The sequence below is a fragment of the Citrobacter sedlakii genome (assembly GCF_018128425.1).
GTDB lineage: Bacteria > Pseudomonadota > Gammaproteobacteria > Enterobacterales > Enterobacteriaceae > Citrobacter_A > Citrobacter_A sedlakii.
Window position 1 is genome coordinate 2,796,035 of record NZ_CP071070.1, and the last position, 22,302, is coordinate 2,818,336.

20 protein-coding genes are annotated in these 22,302 nt (G+C 54.4%); 9 read left to right on the forward strand and 11 right to left on the reverse strand.

The genetic code is table 11. The features are described from left to right. Positions 1-11: 11 nt before the first annotated feature. Complete coding sequence (locus tag JY391_RS13430; protein WP_042287990.1) at positions 12-431, reverse strand: CoA-binding protein; 420 nt, start codon at positions 429-431, stop codon at positions 12-14. Positions 432-602: 171 nt separating this feature from the next. On the opposite strand from JY391_RS13430, the gene csgI reads away from it, so the two are divergent. Both csgI and mgsA read left to right on the forward strand, forming a co-directional pair. Continuing rightward, positions 603-1,265, forward strand: coding sequence for a curli synthesis inhibitor (gene csgI / locus JY391_RS13435; protein WP_205611872.1), 663 nt, complete (start codon positions 603-605; stop codon positions 1,263-1,265). A gap of 93 nt (positions 1,266-1,358) precedes the next feature. Further along, entirely contained in the window at positions 1,359-1,817 is a 459-nt protein-coding gene (gene mgsA, locus JY391_RS13440; protein ID WP_042287996.1) for a methylglyoxal synthase, read from the forward strand. Between the two features lie 30 nt (positions 1,818-1,847). On the opposite strand, the gene helD is transcribed toward mgsA, so the two are convergent. Continuing rightward, on the reverse strand, positions 1,848-3,902 hold the full coding sequence (helD, locus tag JY391_RS13445; RefSeq protein ID WP_211934453.1) for a DNA helicase IV: 2,055 nt from the start codon (positions 3,900-3,902) through the stop codon (positions 1,848-1,850). A gap of 123 nt (positions 3,903-4,025) precedes the next feature. On the opposite strand from helD, the gene JY391_RS13450 reads away from it, so the two are divergent. Further along, positions 4,026-4,472 carry a YccF domain-containing protein gene (locus tag JY391_RS13450; RefSeq protein ID WP_042288001.1) on the forward strand — a complete coding sequence of 149 codons (447 nt, stop codon included), beginning with the start codon at positions 4,026-4,028 and terminating at the stop codon, positions 4,470-4,472. A gap of 18 nt (positions 4,473-4,490) precedes the next feature. After that, positions 4,491-6,653 carry a YccS family putative transporter gene (gene yccS, locus JY391_RS13455; protein ID WP_200035766.1) on the forward strand — a complete coding sequence of 721 codons (2,163 nt, stop codon included), beginning with the start codon at positions 4,491-4,493 and terminating at the stop codon, positions 6,651-6,653. Here yccS and JY391_RS13460 read toward each other — a convergent pair. Continuing rightward, positions 6,607-7,236, reverse strand: coding sequence for a TfoX/Sxy family DNA transformation protein (locus JY391_RS13460; RefSeq protein WP_211934454.1), 630 nt, complete (start codon positions 7,234-7,236; stop codon positions 6,607-6,609). The two genes, yccS and JY391_RS13460, sit on opposite strands and share 47 nt — an antisense overlap. A gap of 217 nt (positions 7,237-7,453) precedes the next feature. Here JY391_RS13460 and sulA point away from each other — a divergent pair, with 217 nt between their 5' ends. Both sulA and ompA read left to right on the forward strand, forming a co-directional pair. Then, entirely contained in the window at positions 7,454-7,963 is a 510-nt protein-coding gene (gene sulA, locus JY391_RS13465) for an SOS-induced cell division inhibitor SulA (protein ID WP_042288011.1), read from the forward strand. A 355-nt stretch (positions 7,964-8,318) separates the two neighbouring features. Next, the gene (gene ompA / locus JY391_RS13470; protein ID WP_042288222.1) at positions 8,319-9,371 is read left to right on the forward strand and encodes a porin OmpA; all 1,053 of its coding nucleotides are present in this window, start codon (positions 8,319-8,321) and stop codon (positions 9,369-9,371) included. Positions 9,372-9,449: 78 nt separating this feature from the next. Here the strand turns inward: ompA and matP are convergent, their stop codons facing one another. Beyond that, the gene (gene matP / locus JY391_RS13475; RefSeq protein ID WP_211934455.1) at positions 9,450-9,902 is read right to left on the reverse strand and encodes a macrodomain Ter protein MatP; all 453 of its coding nucleotides are present in this window, start codon (positions 9,900-9,902) and stop codon (positions 9,450-9,452) included. 186 nt (positions 9,903-10,088) lie between these two features. Between matP and JY391_RS13480 the strand changes: the two genes are divergently transcribed. Together JY391_RS13480 and fabA are read left to right on the forward strand one after the other, a co-directional pair. Beyond that, the gene (locus JY391_RS13480) at positions 10,089-11,849 is read left to right on the forward strand and encodes an AAA family ATPase (RefSeq protein WP_199956170.1); all 1,761 of its coding nucleotides are present in this window, start codon (positions 10,089-10,091) and stop codon (positions 11,847-11,849) included. Positions 11,850-11,917: 68 nt separating this feature from the next. Next, positions 11,918-12,436 carry a bifunctional 3-hydroxydecanoyl-ACP dehydratase/trans-2-decenoyl-ACP isomerase gene (gene fabA, locus JY391_RS13485; RefSeq protein ID WP_000227926.1) on the forward strand — a complete coding sequence of 173 codons (519 nt, stop codon included), beginning with the start codon at positions 11,918-11,920 and terminating at the stop codon, positions 12,434-12,436. A 96-nt stretch (positions 12,437-12,532) separates the two neighbouring features. Here fabA and rmf read toward each other — a convergent pair whose 3' ends face one another. The 6 genes from rmf to rlmKL form a co-directional block, all read right to left on the reverse strand. Continuing rightward, positions 12,533-12,700 carry a ribosome modulation factor gene (rmf, locus tag JY391_RS13490; protein WP_012905338.1) on the reverse strand — a complete coding sequence of 56 codons (168 nt, stop codon included), beginning with the start codon at positions 12,698-12,700 and terminating at the stop codon, positions 12,533-12,535. A gap of 256 nt (positions 12,701-12,956) precedes the next feature. Next, complete coding sequence (gene pqiC, locus JY391_RS13495; protein ID WP_042288025.1) at positions 12,957-13,520, reverse strand: membrane integrity-associated transporter subunit PqiC; 564 nt, start codon at positions 13,518-13,520, stop codon at positions 12,957-12,959. Beyond that, entirely contained in the window at positions 13,517-15,157 is a 1,641-nt protein-coding gene (gene pqiB, locus JY391_RS13500) for an intermembrane transport protein PqiB (RefSeq protein ID WP_060569555.1), read from the reverse strand. The genes pqiC and pqiB overlap by 4 nt, the downstream gene beginning before the upstream one ends. Next, positions 15,147-16,409: a membrane integrity-associated transporter subunit PqiA gene (gene pqiA, locus JY391_RS13505; RefSeq protein WP_042288031.1), complete on the reverse strand. Its 1,263-nt coding sequence runs from the start codon at positions 16,407-16,409 to the stop codon at positions 15,147-15,149. The genes pqiB and pqiA overlap by 11 nt, the downstream gene beginning before the upstream one ends. A 14-nt stretch (positions 16,410-16,423) precedes the next feature. After that, positions 16,424-18,331, reverse strand: coding sequence for an ABC transporter ATP-binding protein (locus JY391_RS13510; RefSeq protein ID WP_211934456.1), 1,908 nt, complete (start codon positions 18,329-18,331; stop codon positions 16,424-16,426). A gap of 12 nt (positions 18,332-18,343) precedes the next feature. After that, positions 18,344-20,452: a bifunctional 23S rRNA (guanine(2069)-N(7))-methyltransferase RlmK/23S rRNA (guanine(2445)-N(2))-methyltransferase RlmL gene (gene rlmKL, locus JY391_RS13515; RefSeq protein ID WP_042288037.1), complete on the reverse strand. Its 2,109-nt coding sequence runs from the start codon at positions 20,450-20,452 to the stop codon at positions 18,344-18,346. A gap of 97 nt (positions 20,453-20,549) precedes the next feature. Here rlmKL and JY391_RS13520 point away from each other — a divergent pair, with 97 nt between their 5' ends. Next, positions 20,550-21,659 carry a YcbX family protein gene (locus JY391_RS13520; RefSeq protein WP_211934457.1) on the forward strand — a complete coding sequence of 370 codons (1,110 nt, stop codon included), beginning with the start codon at positions 20,550-20,552 and terminating at the stop codon, positions 21,657-21,659. On the opposite strand, the gene zapC is transcribed toward JY391_RS13520, so the two are convergent. After that, positions 21,656-22,198, reverse strand: a complete 543-nt coding sequence (gene zapC / locus JY391_RS13525) for a cell division protein ZapC (protein ID WP_042288043.1) — start codon at positions 22,196-22,198, stop codon at positions 21,656-21,658. The two genes, JY391_RS13520 and zapC, sit on opposite strands and share 4 nt — an antisense overlap. Positions 22,199-22,302: the final 104 nt, after the last annotated feature.

Genomic DNA, 22,302 nt, shown 5'->3' on the forward strand with positions numbered 1-22,302 from the left:
CGGGCCTTCTGCTATACGTGCTTTGCCAGTCCCAGACGCGGGATCTCAATGGCCGGGCAACGATCCATCACGACCTTCATCCCGGCCTCTTGCGCCAGCACCGCGGCCTGCTCGTTAATCACGCCCAGTTGCATCCACAACGTTTTCGCGCCAATCGCGATGGCTTCCTGCGCAACGCCCCAGGCCGCTTCAGAGTTGCGAAACACATCGACCATATCCACCTTTTCCGGAACCTCCGCCAGCGTCGCGTAGCCCTGTTGACCGAGCAACGTTCTCCCTGCCACCTTTGGTGAAACAGGAATGACGTGATACCCCTGGTCGAGGAGATATTTCATTACCCGGTAGCTGGGACGGTCGGGTTTGTCGCTTGCCCCCACCAGCGCAATTGTGCGGGTAGAGTTCAAAATATCAGCAATATCACTCTCTTTCATCGTCTTTCTCCAGGCTGTTTAGCCAAGTGTACGACAATCCTGCCAACCCAACCACGTGCGCCATACACAAGTATGAGAGCAAAAGTCGAAAATATGTCTATATGTTAGTGAACATGATTTTCGAAAAATCTTGATACATTCTTACCGGCGGTTTGTGGACAGGAGGATCTTATGAAAACCGGCACCGTGACTGTAATACTCGCCTTATGTTTGCCGGTAACCGTCCTCGCCACGACGCTTCGTCTGTCAAATGATATCGATCTGCTGGTACTGGACGGCAAAAAGGTCTCCAGTTCTCTGCTGCGCGGCGCAGACAGTATTCAACTGGACAATGGTCCTCATCAGATTGTTTTCCGGGTTGAGAAAACCCTGCGGTTTAACAACCAGGAAGAGCGGCTGTATATTTCCCCACCGCTGGTGATGAGCTTTGATACGCAACAGGTCGGTCAGGTTAATTTTCACCTGCCACGTCTGGAAAACGAACGCGACGCGGGCCATTTTGACGCCGCGCCGCGTCTGGAACTTCTGGACGGCGACGCCATGCCTATCCCGGTAAAACTCGATATTCTTTCCCTGACCACACGAACAAAAATCGTTGATTTTGAAGCCGAAACTGAGCGCTACAACAAAGCAGCGAAACCCGCGTCGCTGCGCCAGTTTGCCACGATGATGGCGGACGACAGCACGTTGCTTTCGGACGTTTCGGAGCTGGACACCGCTGTGCCGCAGTCGCAAACGCTCACGGAGCAACGGCTGAAATACTGGTTTCGTCAGGCCGATCCCCAAACCCGAAGCCGTTTTTTACGCTGGGCAGAAAAACAACCCTCTTCATGAGGTTGTTGTGCCGTGCGGCATTTTTTTTCTCTTTCTCTTGCAGCGTCAGTCACTTCCAGTACTCTGTAGCAAAGCCAACAACGGAATAAAAATATGGAACTGACAACCCGTACATTACCGGCGCGCAAACATATTGCGCTGGTCGCTCACGATCACTGCAAACAAATGCTGATGAACTGGGTGGAACGGCACCAGCCGCTGCTGGAAAAGCACGTCCTCTATGCCACCGGCACGACCGGGAACCTGATCCAGCGCGCAACAGGCCTGGACGTCAACGCGATGCTGAGCGGCCCAATGGGGGGCGATCAGCAGGTTGGCGCGCTGATCTCGGAAGGAAAAATTGATGTCCTGATCTTTTTCTGGGATCCGCTGAACGCGGTACCGCACGATCCGGACGTGAAAGCGCTGCTGCGTCTGGCGACTGTCTGGAATATTCCGGTCGCCACGAACGTCGCTACGGCGGATTTCATCATCCAGTCGCCTCACTTTAATGACGATATAGACGTCCTGATCCCGGACTACCCGCGCTATCTGGCGGAGCGTCTGAAGTAAACGGATTGAGGCGGCAACTGCCGCCTGATGTCAGGGCTTTCTGGCGACCGGCACATCAAGCGCTTTCAGGTCCGCAACAAAGCGTGACGGATTCTCTTTGTTATAAAGTAACCAGACGCGATGCCGAGCGCGCGTTAACGCAACGTAAAACAGGCGTCGCTCCTCGGCATCCGGGAAATCTTCCATCTGCGGCAGCAGCGCTTCTTCCATGATCGATTCCCGCGCCGGAGCCGGAAATCCATCGCTGCCCTCCTGCAAACCCACGACGATAACGTAATCTGCCTGCTGACCTTTACTGGCGTGGACAGTCATAAAATCAAGCTGCAGCTTCGGCCAGCGGGTCGCCGCTTTCTCCAGACTTTCCGGCCTGAGATGATGATAACGCGCCAGCACGAGGATCCGTTCATCCGCTTTTGCATAGCCGGAAAGCTTATCCAGCAGCGCGTCAAGCTGGGTTTCATCCAGCAGCGTCACCGCCTTTTTATCGCCGGTTGTCAGACTGTTCAACGGTTTCTTTAGCTGATGGGGGTTCTGCTGGATAAAACGGTTCGCGACTTCGCCTATCCGGTTGTTGAAGCGATACGTAGTGTCAAGATCGCAGCGGTCTCCTTCGCCGAAGGTTTGATGGAAAGCGGTGGTTAATGAAAGCTGAGCGCCGCTGAATCGGTAAATAGCCTGCCAGTCATCGCCGACGGCAAACAGGGTGGTATGGCTGTTTTGCTTACGCAAGGCGGCCAGCAACGCCGCACGCTGTGGAGAGATATCCTGAAACTCATCCACCAGTATGTGCTTCCACGGGCTGATGAAGCGTCCTTTCTCCAGAATCACTATCGCCTGATGGATGAGTCCGGAAAAATCAACCGCGTTTTCAGCTTTCAGCGCGCTCTTCCAGGCCTTCAGCAACGGCGCCATCAATTTGATACGCTTGCTGAACAGATCGCGGATGTCCTCGGGCGCACTGGCGATCATTTCCGCCTGAGCGCCGCCGTGCATGCGCATCAGGCTGACCCAGCGATCCAGACGTGGCGCGAGACGGCGCTGTAACGTCTTATCATCCCAGAAGTTTCCTTCGGCCACCGTCCACTGCATTTCCTCTTCCAGCCACTGTCGCCAGCCCTTCGCCTGCGCCTTTTTCTCGCTGCACTGCTGACGCCACGTATTGATAAACAGCGTATTTCGCGCCGCGGCGTCATTTTCCAGTTTGCTGATGGTTGGCACTTTTTTACTGCCCTGCTGAATAATATGCAGCGCAAGGGCATGAAATGTGCGTGCGGTAATCTCATCGGTATGAAGACGCTCGCGGATACGCTCATCCATCTCCTGCGCCGCTTTACGCCCAAACGCCAAGAGCAGAATTTGCTCAGCGGCCGCGTCACCTCGCGCGAGCAGCCAGCCCGCCCGCGCCACCAGCACGGAGGTTTTACCGCTTCCCGCACCGGCCAGCACCAGCAGAGACTGTTCGCCATTTACCACCGCCCGCGCCTGAGCCGGATTTAACGGCGAGGATTCCACCTGCTGAAAGAACGCCGCATGTTCGCTCAGCATCGTTTCGGTATAAGCCTGGTTATGCCGCAGACGACAACCTTCGATATCGTTAAGCCATGCCTGGCACTGTTGCAGCGCCTCGCGACAGTTATCGAACGCGTCAAGCCGGCTGACGGGCAACGGCAAGGCGGCAAACGCGCGCAGGATCTGCTGTCGTAAACCGGCGGTCTGCTCACGCGTTAGCCAGGCGTTTTGCCCCGTACGCGCGGCGATAGAGGCAAGCTGTTCCTGAAGTACGCCTGCGGCAACTTCACTCATCTCCTGGCTCCACTGCTGCCAGCGGGCATTTAGGTGATGGTGAAAACGCTGGGTTTCCGCCCATTCGGTTCCGTGTAGACGCACCACTTTTTCATCCGGGAGAACAAATTCCAGTTCACCCCACACCAGACCGCGCTTACAGTGAATAGCCATTAACTGATTGAACGGAATAAGGTATTCGTGGCGATCGCCCGACACTTTTATCCCGGCATTAAGAATCACCGCCCGATCGTAGGGGTGTTGCGCCAGACGTTTTCCCAAAGAAGTTGCTTTCAGTTCCATGACTCAGTCGATCCAGACAAAGAGGATTTCTTCTCAGTGTAACCGCCAGAGAATACGTGCTCCAGCCCAAAAAAACGTTACAATTGCCGACAATAACCAAAAACCAGAAGCAACCGAGGGTTTATGCGTACCGTTCTGAATATTTTGAATTTTGTGTTGGGTGGTTTTGCGACAACGCTGGCCTGGTTACTGGCGACGCTGGTCAGTATCGTTCTGATCTTCACTCTGCCCCTGACTCGTTCATGCTGGGAAATTACGAAACTGTCGCTGCTGCCTTATGGCAACGAAGCGATTCATGTTGATGAACTGAATCCGGCGGGCAAAAGCGCGCTGATGAATACCGGCGGGACGCTGTTGAATATTTTCTGGCTGGTTTGCTTTGGCTGGTGGCTGTGTCTGATGCACATCGCTTCCGGTATCGCCCAGTGCATCACCCTCATCGGTATCCCGGTTGGGATCGCAAACTTTAAAATTGCCGCTATTGCTCTGTGGCCGGTAGGACGGCGTGTTGTCTCGGTGGAAACCGCGCAGGCTGCGCGTGAAGCCAACGCGCGTCGCCGTTTTGAGTAATCAGGACTGAAAGCCGTTATGTTGAGTCCCCTGCTTCGCCGTTATACCTGGAACAGCACCTGGCTGTATTACGTGCGGATTTTTATCGCCCTGTGCGGCACGACCGCCCTTCCCTGGTGGCTGGGCGATGTTAAGCTGACTATCCCGTTGACTCTGGGGATGGTTGCCGCCGCGCTGACCGATCTCGACGATCGGCTTGCCGGGCGGTTGCGCAATCTGATCATCACGTTAATTTGTTTTTTCATTGCTTCCGCTTCAGTAGAACTGCTGTTTCCTTATCCCTGGCTGTTTGCCATTGGCCTGACGCTGTCGACCAGCGGATTTATTCTGCTCGGCGGGCTGGGCCAGCGCTACGCCACAATTGCCTTTGGCGCGCTCCTGATCGCCATTTACACCATGCTGGGAACGTCGTTGTACGCCGACTGGTATCAGCAGCCCGTTCTGCTGCTGGCGGGCGCTATCTGGTACAACGGGCTGACGCTCATTGGCCATCTCCTGTTTCCCATTCGCCCCCTGCAGGATAACCTGGCGCGCAGCTACGAGCAGTTAGCGCACTATCTGGAACTGAAATCGCGACTGTTTGACCCGGACATAGAAGATGAAAGCCAGGCGCCGTTATACGACCTTGCGCTGGCTAACGGCCAACTGATGGCGACGCTGAACCAGACTAAAGTCTCCCTGCTGAGTCGACTGCGCGGCGATCGCGGCCAGCGGGGAACGCGCCGTACTTTGCATTATTACTTCGTGGCTCAGGATATCCACGAACGCGCGAGTTCATCGCACATTCAGTATCAGACGCTGCGTGAGCATTTTCGCCACAGTGACGTCATGTTCCGCTTCCAGCGTCTGATGTCGATGCAGGGCCAGGCCTGCCTGCAGTTGTCACGCTCAATTTTGCTGCGTACGCCGTATCAGCACGACCCGCATTTTGAACGCGCCTTCACCCACCTGGATGCCGCGCTTGAGCGGATGCGCTCCAGCGGCGCGTCGGCTGATTTGCTGAAAACGCTGGGCTTTTTGCTGGCGAACCTGCGAGCTATTGATGCGCAACTGGCGACCATAGAATCAGAGCAGGCGCAGGCCATGCCGCACGCGGAAACAGAAAATCAGCTCGCCGATGACAGTCCGCACGGACTCAGCGATGTCTGGTTGCGCCTGAGCCGCAACTTCACGCCGGAATCCGCCCTGTTCCGCCATGCGGTGAGGATGTCGTTAGTGCTCTGCGTCGGTTACGCCATTATTCAGGTCACCGGTATGCATCATGGCTACTGGATCCTGTTGACCAGCCTGTTCGTTTGTCAGCCCAACTATAATGCGACCCGACACCGTCTGGCCTTGAGGATTATCGGTACGCTGGTCGGGGTGGCTATTGGCATTCCTGTCCTGTGGTTTGTGCCTTCGCTGGAAGGGCAACTTATATTACTGGTCATCACCGGCGTCCTGTTTTTTGCCTTCCGTAACGTACAGTACGCCCACGCCACGATGTTTATTACCCTGCTGGTGCTGTTGTGCTTTAATCTGCTTGGCGAAGGTTTCGAGGTCGCGCTGCCGCGGGTCATAGACACGCTGATCGGTTGCGCCATCGCCTGGGCGGCGGTCAGCTTTATCTGGCCGGACTGGCGTTTTCGCAACCTGCCGCGGGTATTACAACGCGCAACCGATGCCAACTGCCGCTATCTTGACGCGATTCTTGAGCAATATCATCAGGGGCGCGATAATCGCCTGGCCTATCGCATTGCGCGACGAGATGCGCATAATCGCGATGCCGAACTGGCTTCCGTGGTGTCGAATATGTCGAGCGAACCGGACGTAACCGCCCAAACGCGTGAGGCAGCGTTCCGTTTACTCTGCCTCAACCATACGTTCACCAGCTACATTTCCGCGCTGGGGGCGCATCGTGAGCAACTGACCAACCCCGAGGTGCTGGCATTACTGGATGACGCCGTGTGCTACGTTGATGATGCCTTACATCATCTCCCGGCTGATGAACAGCGCGTACAGCTGGCGTTGGCCGAACTCAAACACCGTATCCAGCAGCTTGAACCGCGTCCGGACAGCAAAGAGCCTCTGGTGGTTCAGCAGGTAGGATTGCTGGTGACGCTGCTGCCGGAAATTGGCCGACTGCAGCGCCAAATCACTCAATCTTCGCCGGAAACAGCGGCTCCTTTGTCAGCGTCTTAACCCACGCCGCAAGCTCCTGGCGACGCGTCGCCGGGAGCGCCGCTTCATGAATGCCATAAATAGCCCCTTCCAGAATGTAGAGGATTTTGTCAGTAATCGACTTGTTGATTTGTCTCAACCGAAGCCAGCACATTTTGGCGCCCAAAACACGGAGCGTACTGACATCATAAACGCCCGCTTCGTTAAGCAGGCTCTCAAGATGAAAGGTCATATTTGGCAGATCCTTGAGCCGTTGCGTTGCCCCCCGCAGGTGTTTTTCTTTCAACGCCGCATCCAGGGAATATTTCGACAAGCGGATGAGTTTTTGCTGATCGCGCCAGAGACTTTCATCAACCTGATAGTAATTGAGCATGACGGGGCGTCCGCGCTTCATAAAGGTCAGCCAGACAGGTGAGTGCTTTACGCAGTACTGTACGCTTTGTTCACAGGCACGGAGATAAAGCTCGCCATCGGCGACCATGGCAAACACCGTGTCGTTGATGGTCAGGCTGTAGCTGCCAAACAGCGATCGATAACGGATAGTCCCCAGAGAAGATAAATATTCCTGTGATTTATTGATCCTGTCATAGGAGTGTACTTTCATAAAATTCCCTTTTAAATCATAAACTAAATAAATTATTTGCCGTCACGGATCCGTTAACGACGAAAATAGGCAACTTATTCTCAGGGGGCAAGTTGTATTTCGTTTTTACCGCAACGATGAATAAAAATTGCGAGTTTGTTTCCGAAAATAAAGTTGATCTTTCACGGCATCAGGGTTACTGTACATCCATACAGTAACTCACAGGGCTGGATTGATTATGTACACTTCAGGCTACGCAAATCGTTCTTCGTCATTCTCCTCAACAGCGAACAAAATGGCGCGCGTTTCAACCGAGAAAGCTACTGCCGGGCTTATCAGTGAAGTGGTCTATCGTGAAGACCAGCCCATGATGACGCAGTTACTGCTGTTACCGCTTCTCCAGCAGTTAGGGCAGCAGTCTCGCTGGCAGCTTTGGCTGACGCCGCAGCAAAAATTGAGCCGCGAATGGGTTCAGTCGGCCGGGTTGCCGCTCTCTAAGGTCATGCAGATTCGTCAGCTCTCTCCCTGCCACACCCTGGAATCGATGGTTCGCGCATTGCGCACAGGCAACTACAGCGTGGTCATTGGCTGGCTGGCCGACGAGTTAACGGAAGAGGAGCATGCCGAATTGGTTAAAGCCGCTGATGAAGGAAATGCGATGGGGTTTATCATGCGCCCGGTTAGCGCGCATACCCATCCGACGAGACACCAAACTGGGCTAAAAATTCATTCTAATTTGTATCACTGAGTAAAATTAGGATTTATCCTGGAATTTTTTTTGGCCTTGCCCACTTTTTTTAAAGCGTATTGAATTTTTTGCGCGAACGCTTGTCGGAAGCGGTTTCCGCGTATTTTTCCTCGTAATTTCGACATCCAAAATGTTAAATATTTTGTATACAAGCGTTTTTTTTTCATATGCCTGACGGAGTTCACACTTGTAAGTTTCCAACTACGTTGTAGACTTTACATCGCCAGGGGTGCTCGGCATAAGCCGCAGATATCGGTAGAGTAACTATTGAGCAAGGCCCCCGGTGAAGGATTTAACCGTGTTATCTCGTTGGAGATATTCATGGCGTATTTTGGATGATAACGAGGCGCAAAAAATGAAAAAGACAGCTATCGCGATTGCAGTGGCACTGGCTGGTTTCGCTACCGTAGCGCAGGCCGCTCCGAAAGATAACACCTGGTACACTGGTGCTAAACTGGGCTGGTCTCAGTACCATGACACTGGTTTCATCAACAACAATGGCCCGACCCACGAAAACCAACTGGGCGCAGGTGCTTTTGGTGGTTATCAGGTTAACCCGTATGTTGGCTTTGAAATGGGTTACGACTGGTTAGGTCGTATGCCGTACAAAGGCGACAACATCAACGGCGCTTACAAAGCTCAGGGCGTTCAGCTGACCGCTAAACTGGGTTACCCAATCACTGACGATCTGGACATCTACACTCGTCTGGGTGGTATGGTATGGCGTGCAGACACCAAGGCTAACGTACCTGGTGGCGCATCCTTCAAAGATCACGACACGGGTGTTTCCCCAGTATTCGCAGGTGGTATCGAGTGGGCTATGACTCGCGACATCGCTACCCGTCTGGAATACCAGTGGACCAACAACATCGGTGACGCTAACACCATCGGTACTCGTCCAGACAACGGTCTGCTGAGCGTGGGTGTTTCTTACCGTTTCGGTCAGCAGGAAGAAGCTGCGCCGATCGCTCCGGCACCGGCTCCGGCTCCAGAAGTACAGACCAAGCACTTCACTCTGAAGTCTGACGTTCTGTTCAACTTCAACAAAGCTACCCTGAAACCAGAAGGCCAGCAGGCTCTGGATCAGATGTACAGCCAGCTGAGCAACCTGGATCCGAAAGACGGTTCCGTAGTGGTTCTGGGCTTCACTGACCGTATCGGTTCTGACGCTTACAACCAGGGTCTGTCCGAGAAACGTGCTCAGTCTGTTGTTGATTACCTGATCTCTAAAGGTATCCCGGCTGACAAAATCTCCGCACGTGGTATGGGCGAATCCAACCCGGTTACTGGCAACACCTGTGACAACGTGAAAGCTCGCGCTGCCCTGATCGACTGCCTGGCCCCGGATCGTCGCGTTGAGATCGAAGTTAAAGGCGTTAAAGACGTTGTAACTCAGCCTCAGGCTTAAGTTTCCGTCTACTAAAAACCCCGCTTTGCGGGGTTTTTTTATACCATTTTTCAGCCGACATGCTATCAGTATAAACAGCTATTCCTTGCCCAACAGCGCCTGCAAATCCTGCTTTAGCGAGGACATTTTGCTGGCATACTTTTCTTTATTCTCGGCGTCTTCAATCAGTTGCACGATCGTCTCTGACAGAGTTTTACCACGCCGTTGCGCCAACCCCGCCAGTCTCTGCCAGACCATAAACTCCAGATCGATTGATTTTTTGCGCGTGTGCTGATGTTCAGCATTAAAGTGCCGTTTACGTCTTGCGCGTATTGTCTGCTTCATTCGGTTAAACAGCGCCGGATTCATATGCTCTTCAATCCAGACGTTCACCCGCACAGGTTCATTTTCGAGGGTAAGCAACATCTCCACGGCGTACTGGGCAGCACTGGCTTCCACATAGCGGGTGATCAATTCTCCCTCGCGATGCTTCTTCACCAAATACTTCCACTTCCAACCGCTTTCAAGATTCTCAAGTTGTTGATATTTCATAGCGATCTCAATGTTACCGTGTCACTCTTATCAGAATATCAGCTTTTTCGCCTTTCGAAGAAAAGAATCTTCACGCTGTGAGCGACGCGACACCTGCCACGACGTTTTGCTCTCGCTTTCCCTGTGTGAAGCGGTGAGGTTTGCGGTATAATCGCGTCTTTTACAACAGACTAAAAAACATCAACTTTGACCATTACGAAACTTGCATGGCGTGATCTGGTTCCTGATACAGAAAGTTATCAGGAAATATTTGCACAGCCACACGTCATTGACGAAACCGACACGTTACTCAGTGATACTCAACCACGCTTACAGTTTGCCCTGGAGCAGTTATTACAGCCCAGAGCCTCTTCTCCTTTTATGTTGGCGAAAGCCCCCGAGGAGCTTGAGTATCTCAATCTTCTTGCAGAGGCTGCGCGCACGCTGCAACACGATGCCGGTCGCCTGACGGGCGGCCACTACGAGGTTTCCGGGCATACCATCCGTTATCGTGAGGCAGAACGCGCGGAAGATAATTTTGCGACCACTTCACAGGTGGTGATTGCCGACTGGGTAGAAGCGGAGCAGCTATTTGGCTGCCTGCGTCAGTTTAACGGCGACATCACTCTGCAGCCGGGTCTGGTACATCAAGCCAACGGCGGCGTGCTGGTGATCTCGCTGCGTACCCTGCTCGCCCAGCCGCTGCTGTGGATGCGCCTGAAAGCCATTGTCAGCCGCGAGCGCTTCGATTGGGTCGCCTTTGATGAATCTCGCCCACTGCCGGTTTCTGTGCCTTCGATGCCGTTGAAGCTCAGCGTGTTGCTGGTGGGCGAGCGCGAATCGCTGGCCGATTTCCAGGAGATGGAGCCGGAGCTTGCGGAACAGGCTATCTACAGCGAATTTGAAGATAACCTGCAAATTGTGGATGCAGAGTCCATGATTCAGTGGTGCCAGTGGGTGACCTGGATCGCAAAGCGTAACCAGTTGCCAGTGCCTGCCCCTGACGCCTGGGAAGTGCTGGTGCGTGAAGCCGTACGCTATACCGGCGAGCAGGATACGCTGCCGCTGAATCCGCTGTGGATCATCAGGCAGTTCACTGAAGTGGCTCCGCTCTGCCAGAATGATCTTTGCAGCGGTGAGCAACTAAGCCTGATGCTGGCGCAGCGCGAATGGCGCGAAGGTTTTCTCGCGGAGCGCATGCAGGATGAAATCCTCCAGGAACAAATCCTGATTGAAACGGAAGGGGAACGCATCGGCCAAATCAACGCCCTGTCGGTGATTGAATTTCCGGGCCATCCGCGCGCTTTTGGCGAGCCTTCGCGCATCAGTTGCGTGGTACATATCGGCGACGGCGAATTCACCGATATTGAACGTAAAGCCGAGCTGGGCGGTAATATCCATGCGAAAGGCATGATGATCATGCAGGCGTTCCTGATGTCGGAACTTCAGCTTGAACAACAGCTTCCCTTCTCTGCTTCGCTGACATTCGAGCAGTCCTACAGTGAAGTGGACGGCGACAGCGCCTCGATGGCTGAACTTTGCGCCCTCATCAGCGCGCTGGCGGACGTGCCGGTTAATCAGAATATTGCGATTACCGGTTCCGTGGACCAGTTTGGCCGCGCTCAGCCGGTCGGCGGGTTAAACGAGAAGATCGAAGGCTTCTTCACCATCTGCCAGCAGCGTGAGCTGACCGGCAAGCAGGGCGTCATTATTCCAGCGGCCAACGTCAGGCATCTCAGTCTGCCACCCGCGCTACTGAAGGCTGTAGAAGAAGAAAAATTCACTATCTGGGCGGTGGATGACGTGACCGACGCGCTACCGCTGCTGTTAAATCTGGTGTGGGATGGCGAAGGCCAGACGACGCTGATGCAAACTATCCAGGAGCGTATCGCCCAGGCGACGCAACAGGAAGGGCGTCATCGTTTTCCCTGGCCGCTGCGCTGGCTGAACTGGTTTGTTCCGAACTGATCGGACTTGTTCAGCGTACACGTGTTAGCTATCCTGCGTGCTTCACTAAAATAAGGCTTACAGAGAACATGGTAGATAAACGCGAATCCTATACAAAAGAAGACCTTCTTGCCTCTGGTCGCGGTGAACTGTTTGGCGCAAAAGGCCCACAATTGCCAGCGCCGAACATGCTGATGATGGACCGTGTCGTCAAAATGACCGAAACCGGCGGCAACTTCGACAAAGGTTATGTTGAAGCAGAACTGGATATCAATCCGGATCTTTGGTTCTTCGGATGCCACTTCATCGGCGATCCGGTTATGCCGGGCTGTCTGGGTCTGGACGCTATGTGGCAGTTGGTTGGATTCTATCTCGGCTGGCTCGGTGGCGAAGGTAAAGGTCGCGCGCTCGGCGTAGGCGAAGTGAAGTTTACCGGGCAGGTTCTGCCTACGGCGAAAAAAGTCACCTACCGTATCCACTTCAAGCGTATCGTTAACCGTCGCTTGATCATGGGTCTGGCTGATGGCGAAGTGCTGGTAGACGGTCGTCTGATCTACACCGCGAACGATCTGAAAGTCGGCCTGTTCCAGGACACATCCGCATTCTGATTTAGCCGCTGCAGCACTGTCAATGCACAGTAAATTGCGCGCTTAATAAGGCGAAACCTCCGCAACGCGGAGGTTTCTTTTTCTAAAGAGACAGAATCAGGCCATTACCACCCTGTCAGCCATGGCTTCTCGCCAACCTCCCAGCCAGTGCGACCTTTGATTCAGCGTCTGATAGGGACACATTTCTTTTGAGCGTCCGGCAATGCCGGCCTGATAACCACGTTGATGTGCCCGTTCCAGGCGATCTCGTTTTTGTCTCTTCATGCCTCGTTTCCCTCATACTTGTATCTGGTGGAAAAGAAAACAGTGATTACGAAATGTGCAATCACACTAAACGAATACCGCGAAACCCTTCTTGCGTCAATGCGCAAAATTCACACCAATGTCATATTTGTGAGCTACTGAATAACTCAGTTGTACAAAAAATGTGAGACGGAACAACTTCCTGTTTCCCGCGTCGGGCATAAAAAAACCGCCGTAAACGAGGGGTTCACGGCGGTAAGATTTACAAAAGTTTAAACTAGCGAAGCTGCTTCAATTCCTGTGCGATAGCGGCGGCCTCCTCACTCCACGCAGTCGCCAGCACTTTCACCATTTCATCGTAACCGTCTTTGGTCTGCACGGCTTCAATGTGGAAAGGACGCTTAATCAGCTGTCCCTGATGGTTCAGCAGCCATTCGCCGCTCACAATCACCTTGCCATCGTAGCGACCGTGAAAACCAGTGACCGTCACATTAAGCGTGTCCTGCATCGTTCCCAGCGGCTGAGAGGCGACTACCCATCCGGGCAACTGCGTACTCAGGTTGGCGACCAGCGTATTGCGTAGCTGTTGATCCAGCGGGCTGGCCCACAGGTTATTGTTGGCAATGACGTACTGGACGTCGCTGGTCTGATAAACCACTCCGTTTCCGGCGAGATAATCCGGCACCGCAACCTGCTCCACCCACAGCAGACGGTTGCTCTGACTCACCGTACTTTGCGCGCCGCTATGGGCAACCGGAAGCTGGTAATAGCTCTTATTTTCTCCACCTGAGCTGCATGACGTCAGCCAGAACGCCATCATCGCCACTAGCCACTTTTTCATTGTTTCGCCCTCTTAGGCTCTGGATCTTTCTTGTCCTTCGCTTCAAACACCAGCGCGTTGCTCTTTTCATTCAGGGTTTTCAGCACCGGTTGCAGCTCACGAAGCACCTGATCGAGACGCTGCATATCCGCAACCATCTTGTTGTAGGCGGCGGACCCCGGCTGGAAGCCCTGCATACTGCGGTTCAGTTCACGTAAGGTGTTCTGCATATCCGCTGGCAGCTGTTGCATCGACTGGCTGGAGGTAATCTTGTTCATATTGTCCAGCGTCGTTTGCAGATGCTTCATTGTGCGCTGGCTTTCCGACAGCGTATTGGTCGCCTGCTGGATCATCGGATTCAGCGGCAGGTTGTTGATCTTATCCAACGCTTCCATCAGTCGCTGCTGGATCTGCGCCAGTCCCCCGCTTACCGTCGGGATGATTTGATAACCGTTAAATTCGCGAATGCCGGTTAACGGCGGCTCTTTCGGATAAAAGTCGAGATCGACATACAACGCGCCGGTCACCAGATTGCCGGTTTTCAGCGAGCCACGCAGACCCCGTTTGAGCAGATCGGCCAGATGCGCACCGACGTCTGTCTCTTCACCCAGTTGCGCTTTCAGGCGTTCAGGTTCAATGCGCACCAACACCGGAATGCGGTAATCGTTATTAAACACCTGACGCATGTTCGGCATAAAGAATGGCACCTTGCTCACGGTCCCCAGACGAATACCGCGGAATTCGAGCGGTGCGCCCGGCTGCAAACCGCGAATCGAATCTTTAAAGAACATCAGATAGTCGATATGGTCGGTATACAGCGAATCCTGAATGCTTCGTTGATCGTCATAAAGCCTGAAGGCGCTTTTTTCAGCTACCGGTTGGCCCTGTTCAAGCCCTTCCGGCACGTCAAAGCTAACACCGCCGCCAAACAGCGTACTGAGGGAGCCCATCTCAACGCGCATCCCCGCGGAGGTCAAATCCACCGCTATCCCACTGTCCTTCCAGAAACGCACATTGCTGGTGACCAGGCGATCGTTTGGCGCATTGATGAACAGCTGGTAGCTAATGGTGCGCCGCTGCGCATCGAAAGTGCTGGTTTCAACGGAACCGACGCGATACCCGCGAAACAGTACCGGATCGCCCGGACTCAGCTGTCCGGCTTTTTTGCTGTCCAGCACAACACGGATACCTTTCGCATCGGGCGGTGCCAGCGGTGGGGAATCCAGCAACTGATAATTTTCCGGCTGGCTGCCTTTACGACCCGGCTGCAACTCAATATAAGCGCCGGAAAGCAGCGTACCCAGACCGCTGATCCCTTCTCGGCCCACCTGCGGCTTCACCACCCAGAAGACCGAGTCCTCATGCAGCAACTTTTCCATTCCGGAATTGAGGCGCGCTTTAATTTCTACATGTGTAAGATCGTCAGTCAGCGTCGCGCTCTCCACCACCCCGACGTCCACGCTTCGGCTCTTGATGGTGGTTTTCCCCCCTTCAATCCCCTCAGCGTTGGTGGTGATCAGGGTCACTTCCGGCCCCTGATGACTGTAGTGATAAAACAGGACCCATGCCCCAATGAGTGCGGTGACGATGGGGAAAATCCACACGGGAGACCAGTTTTTCACCTTCTGAACTTTGGCTTCCCCATTTTTAGATTCCATGCTGTCCGGACTCCTCATGGTCTGGTTCACGATCCCACGTCAGACGCGGATCAAATGTCATCGCAGAAAACATTGTCATTATGACGACTAAAGCAAACATCAATGCACCCATCGCAGGATAAATATTCATTAGCCCTCCCATACGCACCAGCGCGGAGAGTACGGCAATCACAAACACGTCGATCATCGACCAGCGGCCGACAAATTCCACTACCTCATAAATCAGGTGCATGCGCTCGCTGTCGCGTCGGCCATGGCCTTTGGCATCCCAGCACAGCCAGGCTATCGCGATCATTTTCAGCGTCGGCACCATAATACTGGCGATAAAAATCACCGCCGCGACCGGGTAAGAGCCTTCGCTCCACAGCAACACCACCCCGGCCAGAATGGTCGAGGGCATTTTGGAGCCTAACAAATCAGTGATCATGATCGGCAGGATATTGGCCGGAAGATAGAGCATGATTGAAGTAAACAGTAACGCCAGCGTCCATTGCAGGCTGTTTCTGCGGCGCACGTAGCCCGTCGTCTGACAGCGCGGACAAACATGCTGCTCAGCTGGCAGGATTGCCGTACAACACGGACAGGAGCGCAGCCCCTGGCGGATACCCGGCACGCCAGGCTTCAGGGTTTGCCGGATAGCGGGCATCGGGGCTATATCATCCCACAGCCAGCGGCGGTCGACGCACTGGAACGCGCGCAATTGCAGTACGCAAAACAGGCACCACGGAACAAAACTGCTGCCCACGCCAATATCGCCATACGCCATCAGCTTAACAAAGCTCACCAGCACGCCCGCGAGAAAGATCTCCGCCATCCCCCAGCTTTTCAACTGAAACAGGATACGCGCAAGCCATGCCTTAATCCGTCCAGGCATCTCTACCCTGTTCACCAACAGCAAAATGGTCAATAAACAAAATGCCGGAACGAGTTGAACAAATAAGATAAAGAAGGTGCCGAGGCTGGCGTAATTTTCAGAAAAGAGCACGCCGGGAATTTCCAGCAGTTTAACTTCACTGTTCACCCCGGCGACATTCATGTTCACAAATGGGAACAAGTTTGACAAAAGCAGCATAAACAGCGCCGCTAATACGTAGGCAGTGGGACGCTGCCTCGGCGCGTCCCATTCTGTCGTCAACGTTGTGCCACATCGCGGGCATGCCGCTTTCTGCCCATGCTCAAGGTGGGGCAATGCCACCAGCATGTCACACTGCGGGCACAATATGTGCTTTGCGGCATGGTGATGTTCGCACATATGCGCTCCTTTCATTACGCGCCGTTTTTCAACGCTTCAAGGTATTCCCAGCGCTCGAAGGCCTGTTCAAGTTCCTGCTCCGCTTGCGCTAAGTCGCCGAGAACCTGCTGCGTTTGTTCATGTGGCTGGCTAAAAAAGGACGCATCCGCAACCTGCGCCTGTAACGCCTCCAGTTTCGCCTCCAGTTCTTCCAGCAACTGAGGCAACTGTTCCAGCTCGCGCTGCAGTTTATAGCTTAGTTTGCTACTGCCGCGTTTTACAATTTCTGCTTTTGGGGCAACCACTTCTTGCGATTTCTTCACCGCTGACTGCGTAAACGCCAGATGCTGTTCCTGCTGCCCGCGCGCGTCGTGGTAACCGCCGACATAGCGGCCAATTTTGCCATTGCCTTCAAAGATCCAGCATTCGGTCACGGTATTGTCGACAAACTGACGATCGTGACTAACCAGCAAAACGGTGCCCTGGTAACCGTCGATCAGTTCCTCCAGTAGCTCCAGCGTTTCGACGTCCAGATCGTTGGTAGGTTCATCGAGAATCAATAAATTGCTGGGCTTAAGGAACAGCCGCGCCAGCAACAGTCGGTTGCGTTCACCGCCGGAAAGCGCGCGCACCGGCGTCATCGCCCGCTTAGGATGGAACAGGAAGTCCTGCAGATAGCCCAGTACATGGCGTGGCTTGCCATTCACCATCACTTCCTGCTTACCTTCCGCCAGGTTATCCATGACCGTTTTATCCGGATCCAGCTCGGCGCGGTGCTGATCGAAATAGGCCACTTCCAGCTTTGTGCCGACGTGGATACGCCCGCTGTCCGCCTTAAGCTGGCCCAGCATCAGTTTAAGCAACGTGGTTTTACCGCAGCCGTTGGGGCCAATTAGCGCAATTTTGTCGCCGCGCTGCACCTGGGCGGAAAAATCGTTAACCAGCTGTTTGCCGTCGATCTGATAATTGACGTTTTCCATTTCAAAAACGATCTTGCCTGAGCGGGTTGCTTCTTCAACCTGCATCTTCGCGGTGCCCATCACTTCGCGGCGTTCGCTGCGTTCGCGTCGCATCGCTTTCAGCGCGCGCACGCGACCTTCATTACGGGTACGGCGGGCCTTGATCCCCTGGCGGATCCACACCTCTTCCTGCGCCAGTTTGCGGTCGAACTCGGCGTTCTGTAACTCTTCCACGCGCAACGCTTCTTCTTTTTCCAGCAGATAGTGATCGTAATTACCCGGATAGGTCACCAGCTTGCCGCGATCAAGATCGACAATACGGGTCGCCATGTTACGAATAAAAGAGCGGTCGTGGGAGATGAAAATAATCGTCCCGTTGAACGACTTCAGGAAGCCCTCCAGCCAGTCGATGGTTTCAATGTCGAGATGGTTAGTTGGTTCGTCCAGCAGCAGTACGCGCGGATTACTGACGAGCGCCCGGCCCAGCGCCGCCTTACGCAGCCAGCCACCGGAAAGCGCAGACAGCGCGGCGTTAGGATCGAGCCCCAACTGCGCCAATACTTCGTTGATCCGGTTTTCCAGTTGCCAAAGATTGTGGTGGTCGAGTTGCTCCTGCACCTTCGCCAGCTCGTTAAGGTTTCGCTCGCTCGGATCGGTCATCACCAGACGGGAAACGTCATGGTAACGCTTGAGGTATTCCGCCTGCTCCTCAATGCCTTCCGCGACAAAGTCGTACACGGTGCCTTCGACGTTACGCGGCGGATCCTGCTGCAACCGCGCGACGATCAGATCCTGTTCATAAATAATGCGACCGTCGTCCAGGCCCTGCTCACGATTAAGGATCTTCATCAGCGTTGATTTTCCGGCGCCGTTGCGGCCCACCAGACAGACGCGTTCGTTATCTTCGATATGCAGTTCTGCGTTATCAAGAAGCGGCGCGTCGCTGAACGACAGCCATGCGCCATGCATACTGATTAATGACATTTACTTATCCTTTCAGGCTGCGGTAATCAGCCAGCAGTTGTGGATCTGGCGGTTGCGGGCAAAGTCCTGGGAAAGCGTTTTTTGGGTGATTTCTTGTGCTTTCAGCCCCAGCGCCGCCAGACCGTCGAGATCCATACGGAATCCGCGTTTATTGTTGGAGAACATGATCGTGCCGCCTTTACGCAGCAGACGCTTTAAATCTTTCATCAGCGCCAGGTGATCGCGCTGAACGTCAAACGCGTCCTCCATCCGCTTCGAGTTGGAGAACGTGGGCGGGTCGATAAAGATCAGGTCAAACTGTTCCGTCGCTTCGCGCAGCCAGGCGAGACAGTCGGCCTGAATCAGACGATGCGCGCGGCCACTTAAGCCATTCAGACGCAGGTTACGTTCCGCCCACTCCAGATAGGTTCGCGACATATCGACTGTCGTCGTACTACGCGCCCCGCCCAGGCCCGCATGGACGCTGGCGCTGCCGGTGTAAGAGAACAGGTTAAGGAAGTCTTTCCCCTTGCTCATCTGCCCCAGCATCCGACGGGCAATACGGTGATCAAGGAACAGGCCGGTATCAAGGTAGTCGGTGAGATTTACCCACAGGCGGGCGTTGTACTCACCGACTTCAATGAATTCGCCCTTCTCGTTCATCTTCTGATACTGGTTTTTCCCCTTTTGCCGTTCACGGGTTTTCAGCACCAGCTTGTTTGGCGCAATGTCGAGTACCGACAGCGTTGCCGCAATAATGTCAAACAGCCGCTGACGCGCCTTTTGCGCATCCACGGTTTTCGGCGGCGCGTATTCCTGGATAACCACCCAGTCAGCGTAACGATCCACTGCGACGTTATATTCCGGCAGGTCGGCATCGTACAGGCGATAGCACTCAATGCCTTCCTGACGGGCCCATTTATCCAGCTTTTTGATGTTTTTACGCAGACGGTTAGCGTAATCTTCCGCCACCGTGGCCGGTTTGCTGTCCGGCGTGGTTTCGGCGATATGATAATTTTTCTGCACACAATCCAACGGGCCGTTTTTCGCTTTGAACTGCTTGTCAGCACGCAGTTGCAGGCTACTGAGCAGATCCGGTGAAGCGCTGAACAGCGACAGATTCCAGCCGCCAAACTGGTTCTTCATCGTGCGCCCAAGCAGGCTGTGCAGCGCAATCAGCGCCGGCTCGCTGTCCAGACGCTCACCGTACGGCGGGTTGCTGATCACTGTCCCGTACGGTCCTGTCGGCAGCGGGTTGCTCAGCTGCGCTACGTCTTTCACCTCAAACGAGATCAGCTCGCCGATCCCCGCGCGACGGGCGTTGCTGCGCGCGCGTTCGATCACCCGCGCGTCGCTATCGGAGCCGTAAAAACGCGAACCATAATCCGCCAGACCTTTTCGCGCTCGGGTTTGCGCGTCGGCTTTCACTTCCTGCCAGATGGCTTCGTCGTGTTGCGCCCAGCCACTAAAGCCCCAGCGCCCACGGTGCAGACCCGGCGCGCGATCGGTGGCCCACATTGCCGCTTCAATCAGCAACGTGCCGGAACCACACATCGGATCAAGCAGCGGCGTCCCCGGTTGCCAGCCGGAACGCATCACAATCGCCGCGGCCAGCGTCTCTTTGATGGGCGCAAGACCGGTTCGGTCGCGATAGCCGCGCAGATGCAGGCCGTCACCGCTTAAGTCCAACGCGATACTGGCGGTGTCTTTATTCAGCCAGACGTTAACGCGGATATCCGGCGATTCACGGTCCACATTCGGACGCGGTAAATTCTTACGGGTAAAGGAATCCACAATCGCGTCTTTTACCTTCAGCGCGCCGTACTGGCTGTTGCGGATGGTGTCGTTCAGGCCGCTAAAGTGAACAGCAAAGGTGGCGTCCGGGGAAAACATCGCCGTCCAGTCGATCGCCATAACCCCCAGATAGAGATCTAAGTCACTGTAAACTTTGCACTCACTCAACGGTAAAATAATGCGCGAGGCCAGGCGACTCCACATCAGGCTCTGGTAAACAAGCCGGGTGTCGCCCTTGAAATGGACACCACCCTGAACAACCTGACACTCTACGGCGCCGAGGCTTTCCAGTTCAGTTTTTAACAGCTCTTCCAGCCCACGGGCCGTACTGGCAAACAAAGAATTCATATCGTCACTTATACTCGAAGAAAATTGCTGCGCATTATAGCTAAACTGACGCCTATGTCATAAAGTTGAAGGCTTATTTCTTTCGAGGGACTGTACCGTGTTGTCGTTAACCCGCCTATTCATTCACCCCGTCAAATCCATGCGCGGCATTGGACTGACCCATGCACTGGCAGACGTCAGCGGACTGGCTTTCGATCGGATTTTTATGATAACCGAAGCGGACGGCACCTTCATTACCGCCCGTCAGTTTCCGCAGATGGTACGTTTTACCCCCTCTCCTCTGCATGATGGCCTGCATCTGACCGCGCCGGATGGCAGTTCCGCCATCGTACGGTTTAACGATTTCGCCGCACAGGACGCGCCGACGGAAGTATGGGGGAATCATTTTACCGCCCGCATCGCACCAGAGGCCATCAACCAGTGGCTAAGCGGCTTCTTTTCCCGCGCCGTGCAGTTGCGCTGGGTCGGGCCTCAACTCACCCGCCGGGTTAAGCGCCATGCGAGCGTCCCACTCTCCTTTGCCGATGGCTATCCTTATCTGCTGGTGAATGACGCCTCGCTGCGCGATCTTCAGCAGCGTTGCCCGGCAGGGGTTCAGGTTGAACAGTTCCGCCCGAATCTGGTGGTTTCTGGTGCCAGCGCGTGGGAAGAGGACACCTGGAAAGTGATTCGCATCGGCGACGTTATCTTTGACGTGGCGAAACCCTGCAGTCGCTGCATTTTTACCACCGTCAGTCCGGAAAAAGGGCAGAAACACCCGTCGGGTGAGCCGCTGGCGACGCTTCAGACCTTCCGCACCGCGTCGGATAATGGCGATGTGGATTTCGGTCAGAATCTGATCGCCCGAAACAGCGGCGTCGTCCGGGTCGGCGATGAGGTGGAGATTTTGTCAACCGGCCCCGCGCGCGTCTATGGCGCGGCCGATACGGATGACATCCCCGACGCCGCGCCGCAGGCAGACGCCTCGGTCAGCATTGACTGGCAGGGGCAGGCATTTCGGGGTAATAATCAGCAGGTGCTGCTTGAACAACTGGAAAACCAGGGAATTCGCATACCCTATTCTTGTCGGGCGGGGATTTGCGGCTGCTGTCGTATCACATTGCTGGAAGGCGAAGTGACTCCGCTGAAAAAGTCCGCGCTGGGCCCGGACGGCACAATTCTGAGCTGTAGCTGTGTGCCAAAAAGCGCGCTGAAGCTGGCGCGTTAAACCGCCTGTTCCAGACTGTAGCTGCTGGCGGTCAACTGCGGCTTCAGTCTGTCGTTCATGATCTTTATCGCATCGCCAAGCTGCATCGTTCGTCCCGCCACCACGACGCCGGGCTGAGCAAGTAAGCACAGCGCGGCGTTGTCGCCAGGTTCCACCACCAGCAAATTGACCTGTTCCTGGGTATCGCTTAACCAGACGCAGGCGGTATCGCCTGTCGTCGGCGACCAGTTATCATTATGCGCCACAAAGTGCCAGCTTTTCGGCATTTGCGGCTTCAGATAACGAATCGCCACCAGCGCATTGAGCACCAGTTCCGCTTTTTGTTCCCGGGAAAGCTCCAGGTCACGGCATTTTTCTTCAAAGGAGAAGTAAAGCGCTGCGTCATCAACGCAGAAACCAGACGGCGAAAATGCATCCGGGGTGAGCATTTTGCGGGCAAAACGCGAGCGAAATAACATGCCATTGGCTAAATCGAGCATCATACGGTCATGCTCTTCGTCATAATACCAGCGCCAGTTATCGTCAGGTTTAATTCGCATTTTTCTCTCCCCTCTCCATTGACCTGTTGCAAAATTGTCCCTTTTTGCCGCTTCGCTTATTGCTTTTATAAGCAAAGCTTAAAATGTCTAAATAAGCAACAGTG

Bases quoted from the DNA above. Each gene is read 5' to 3' on its own strand.
- JY391_RS13430 (WP_042287990.1), bottom strand. From the start codon at position 431: ATGAAAGAGAGTGATATTGCTGATATTTTGAACTCTACCCGCACAATT.
- csgI (WP_205611872.1), top strand. From the start codon at position 603: ATGAAAACCGGCACCGTGACTGTAATACTCGCCTTATGTTTGCCGGTA.
- mgsA (WP_042287996.1), top strand. From the start codon at position 1,359: ATGGAACTGACAACCCGTACATTACCGGCGCGCAAACATATTGCGCTG.
- helD (WP_211934453.1), bottom strand. From the start codon at position 3,902: ATGGAACTGAAAGCAACTTCTTTGGGAAAACGTCTGGCGCAACACCCC.
- JY391_RS13450 (WP_042288001.1), top strand. From the start codon at position 4,026: ATGCGTACCGTTCTGAATATTTTGAATTTTGTGTTGGGTGGTTTTGCG.
- yccS (WP_200035766.1), top strand. From the start codon at position 4,491: ATGTTGAGTCCCCTGCTTCGCCGTTATACCTGGAACAGCACCTGGCTG.
- JY391_RS13460 (WP_211934454.1), bottom strand. From the start codon at position 7,236: ATGAAAGTACACTCCTATGACAGGATCAATAAATCACAGGAATATTTA.
- sulA (WP_042288011.1), top strand. From the start codon at position 7,454: ATGTACACTTCAGGCTACGCAAATCGTTCTTCGTCATTCTCCTCAACA.
- ompA (WP_042288222.1), top strand. From the start codon at position 8,319: ATGAAAAAGACAGCTATCGCGATTGCAGTGGCACTGGCTGGTTTCGCT.
- matP (WP_211934455.1), bottom strand. From the start codon at position 9,902: ATGAAATATCAACAACTTGAGAATCTTGAAAGCGGTTGGAAGTGGAAG.
- fabA (WP_000227926.1), top strand. From the start codon at position 11,918: ATGGTAGATAAACGCGAATCCTATACAAAAGAAGACCTTCTTGCCTCT.
- rmf (WP_012905338.1), bottom strand. From the start codon at position 12,700: ATGAAGAGACAAAAACGAGATCGCCTGGAACGGGCACATCAACGTGGT.
- pqiC (WP_042288025.1), bottom strand. From the start codon at position 13,520: ATGAAAAAGTGGCTAGTGGCGATGATGGCGTTCTGGCTGACGTCATGC.
- pqiB (WP_060569555.1), bottom strand. From the start codon at position 15,157: ATGGAATCTAAAAATGGGGAAGCCAAAGTTCAGAAGGTGAAAAACTGG.
- pqiA (WP_042288031.1), bottom strand. From the start codon at position 16,409: ATGTGCGAACATCACCATGCCGCAAAGCACATATTGTGCCCGCAGTGT.
- JY391_RS13510 (WP_211934456.1), bottom strand. From the start codon at position 18,331: ATGTCATTAATCAGTATGCATGGCGCATGGCTGTCGTTCAGCGACGCG.
- rlmKL (WP_042288037.1), bottom strand. From the start codon at position 20,452: ATGAATTCTTTGTTTGCCAGTACGGCCCGTGGGCTGGAAGAGCTGTTA.
- zapC (WP_042288043.1), bottom strand. From the start codon at position 22,198: ATGCGAATTAAACCTGACGATAACTGGCGCTGGTATTATGACGAAGAG.